Origin of the sequence: Tahibacter caeni, from assembly GCF_024609805.1 — a bacterium.
Taxonomy (GTDB): domain Bacteria; phylum Pseudomonadota; class Gammaproteobacteria; order Xanthomonadales; family Rhodanobacteraceae; genus Tahibacter; species Tahibacter caeni.
Window position 1 is genome coordinate 1 of the sequence record NZ_JANFVR010000444.1, and the last position, 3204, is coordinate 3204.

4 protein-coding genes and 1 pseudogene are annotated in these 3204 nt (G+C 73.5%); 4 read left to right on the forward strand and 1 reads right to left on the reverse strand.

Annotated elements, in window-relative coordinates:
- The 4 genes and pseudogenes from NON22_RS22295 to NON22_RS22310 all read left to right on the forward strand — a co-directional run.
- Nucleotides 1–283, forward strand: a pseudogene (locus tag NON22_RS22295) (ABC transporter ATP-binding protein); the annotation flags it as partial.
- A 184-nt stretch (nt 284–467) separates the two neighbouring features.
- Nucleotides 468–899, forward strand: coding sequence for a hypothetical protein (locus NON22_RS22300; RefSeq protein ID WP_257389195.1), 432 nt, complete (start codon nt 468–470; stop codon nt 897–899).
- Between the two features lie 2 nt (nt 900–901).
- Nucleotides 902–1450, forward strand: a complete 549-nt coding sequence (locus NON22_RS22305; protein ID WP_257389196.1) for a lipocalin family protein — start codon at nt 902–904, stop codon at nt 1448–1450.
- A gap of 85 nt (nt 1451–1535) precedes the next feature.
- On the forward strand, nt 1536–2711 hold the full coding sequence (locus tag NON22_RS22310) for a GGDEF domain-containing protein (protein WP_257389197.1): 1176 nt from the start codon (nt 1536–1538) through the stop codon (nt 2709–2711).
- 89 nt (nt 2712–2800) lie between these two features.
- On the opposite strand, the gene NON22_RS22315 is transcribed toward NON22_RS22310, so the two are convergent.
- The coding region (locus NON22_RS22315) for a GNAT family N-acetyltransferase (protein WP_257389198.1) at nt 2801–3204 on the reverse strand (404 nt) is incomplete at its 5' end.

A 3204-nucleotide genomic window follows, 5' to 3' on the forward strand; every position in this document is an offset into this window, starting at 1 on the left:
GCCGGCCGCGGCGGCCAGACCGGCCGCGCCGGCGCCGGCCGCGGCGGAGAGCGCCGTGCCGGCCAGGCGCAAACTCAGCTACAAGGACCAGCGCGAGCTCGAACAGCTGCCGGCGCGCATCGATCAGCTCGAGAACGCGGTCGCCGAGCTCGCCGCGTCGATGAACGAAGCCGCGTTTTTTCAACAGGTGCCGGCCGCGATCGTCGCCGCGAACCAGCGCCTCGCCGCGCTGCAGGCCGAGCTCGAACAGGCTTACGCGCGCTGGGCCGAGCTCGAAGGCTGAGGCCCGGCGCGTTGCTTCGCGGCAGCGTGCAGCTCGCCACGCCGGTGCGCGGCGAGCGTGCAATCTGCCGCCGCGGCCGCTGCGTTCGGTCACGCAAGCGGTTGATCCGCAAGGCCTGCGGCCGACGCACCGGATTGGCATGCGGCATGACCTGGATGGGGAAGACCCATCCCGAGGAATCGACATGACGCCGACCCGTCCGCCGCAATCCACCGCCGACCCGCAGTCCTTGCTGCGCGACACCGTGCAGCAGCTCTCCGATGCGCAGGCGTTCTACGCACATGCCGTCCGCGCGAGCACCGACCCCGAGGTCCGCACGGCCTTCGAGTTCGCGCAGCAGGCGCATGCCGAACTGCTCGCCGCATTGCCGCCGACGCCGGCGACGCCGGACGGCAGCGGCGCCTATGCGGCCGTCGCCGCCGCATTCGACGGCCGCCGGCCGCAGGCCAGCGCCGCCGCGCTGCGCGGGCTGCACGCGCAGTTGCTGCGGCAGATGGAGCAGCTGTTCCGCGACTATCCGGACATGCGCCTGCGCGCGGCGCTGAAACGCCACGTGCTCTCGATCGGCCGCGTCGGCGACGTGCTCCGGCGCCTGGCCCTGCGCCGCGCGGCCTAGCCGTGAACAGTTTTTCGATTCTGCGCATCGCCGCCGCGGCGGCGGCGATGGCCGTGGCCGGCACGGCCGCGGCGACGAACGACGTCGCGACCGTGCCGGCCGTCGATCTGCGGCGCTACGCGGGCACCTGGTACGAACAGGCGCGCCTGCCGAACGATTTCCAGAACCAGTGCCGCAGCGAAGTCACCGCGACCTACACCGTCACGGCCGACGGCAAGGTCGACGTGCTGAATCAGTGCCGCGACGCGGACGGCGTCATCGACGCCGCGGTCGGCGCGGCCGAAGTCGAGAATCCGGCGCAGCCGGGCCTGCTGACGGTGACCTTCCTGCCCGAAGGCCTGCGCTGGCTGCCGTTCGGGCACGCGGAATACCGCATCGTCGCGCTGGATCCCGACTACCGCTGGAGCATCGTCGGCGGCGAGGACCGCCGCTATCTCTGGCTGCTGACGCGCAGTCCGCAGATCGACGCGTCGCAACGCGAGGCGCTGGTCGAGCGCGCGCGGGCGCTCGGCTACGACACGACGCGACTGATCGCCGACCCGCCGCGCTGAGCGGGGCCGGCCAGGCGAGTGCGGGCGCGACGGCCCGATGCCGCCGGGCCGGCAACGGTCCACGGGTGCGCATTACACTCGCGCCATGGACCCGCTGACCGCGTACCTCATCGTCGCGCTGATGATGCTGCTCAACGGCGGCGTGCTCGGGCTCATGCACGGCGACCTGTCGCCCGACGTGCAGCCCAGCGCGATCAGCTGGCGCATCGGCACCTTGCTGCAGGCATGCGGCTGCATCCTGCTCGGCGTGCAGACTTATCTGCCGCCGCTGTTCGTGCTGCCGCTCGCCAACGGCATGGTCATGCTCGGCGTCGCCGGCTGCTGGCGCGCGGTGCGCCAGTTCTACGGCCGCGGGGAAAGCGCCGCCGTGCTGCTGCCGACCGTGCTCGCGACGGCCGGCATCGCCTGGTTCGCCGGGCCGCAGCCGGATCTCGCCGCTCGCGTCGCCATCGCGACCCTGGCCTGGGTCGTCATGCTGCTCGCCGCCGCGTGGACCGTGCTGCGCGCGATCCGCGGCGAACGTGCGCGCAGCGCGCGCGTGCTCGCCGGCATCTTCGTCCTGCTCGCCGCCTTCATGCTGCTGCGCGGCGTCTATTTCGTCGTTTCGGCGCCGATCGCCGGCAGCATCGTCGACACGCGCAGCTGGATCAACGCGCTGACGCCGATACTGGCTTCCGTGCTGCCGGTCATCGGCACGACGGGCTTCCTGCTGCTGTGCTCCGACCGCATGCGCCGGCGCTGGGAGCAGGCCGCCTCGACCGACGACCTGACCGGCCTGGCCAACCGGCGCACGCTCGCCGCGGCCGGGGCCCTGCGCCTGCGGCAGGCCCGCGACGACGGCTCCGCGCTCGCCGTGGCGATCGTCGACATCGATCACTTCAAGTCGGTCAACGACCGTTTCGGCCACGAGACCGGCGACCTCGCGCTGCGCCACGTCGCCGCGCGCCTGCGGTCCGCCTGCGGCCGGCGCCACCTGCTCGCGCGCCAGGGCGGCGAGGAATTCGTCGCACTGCTGGACGTCGACGGCAGCGAGGCCGCCGTCGACGCCGCCGAACGGCTGCGCGGCGCCGTGCGCGCCGAGCCATTCCGCCATGGCGACACCGTGCTGACCTTGTCCGTTTCGATCGGCGTCGCCGCGCTCGTCCCGCAGGACCGTCATCTCGACGACCTGCTGCGCCGCGCCGACCTCGCGCTGTACGCGGCCAAGCACGGCGGCCGCGACCGTGTCGTCGCGGCACCGCCGCCGGCTGATCCGGCGTAGCCGCCGCGGCATCGCGCGCTACCGGTTCCACGCGCTCGCCGCAGGCGCGGCGGTCGGATCGGCCGCGGCATCGCCGCCGCAGCGGCGGCTCAGCGCGTCAGGTGCTTGTAGAAATACGTCGTCGCGCAGAGCGAGCCGTCGGGCATCAGCGCGTAGTCGGGAATCTCGCCGACGCGCTGCCAGCCGGCGCGCGTGTACAGCCGGTCGGCCGCGCTCGCGGTCACGGTGTCGAGCACCAGCACGCGGCGATCCGCGTCGCGCGCGGCGGTTTCGACGGCCTGCATCAGCTGCTGCGCGATGCCGCGGCGGCGCGCCCGGCGATGCACGAGCAGCTTGGCGACGTCGGCGCGGTGCGGCTGGTTGTCGGGCAGCGCGACGACGAGCTGCACGCTGCCGGCGATGCCGTCGTCGTCCTCGGCCACGAGCAGCACGCGCTCGCCGCGCGCGACCGCGCCGGCGACGCCCTGCCAGAACGCGAGCGCGCGCTCGCGCG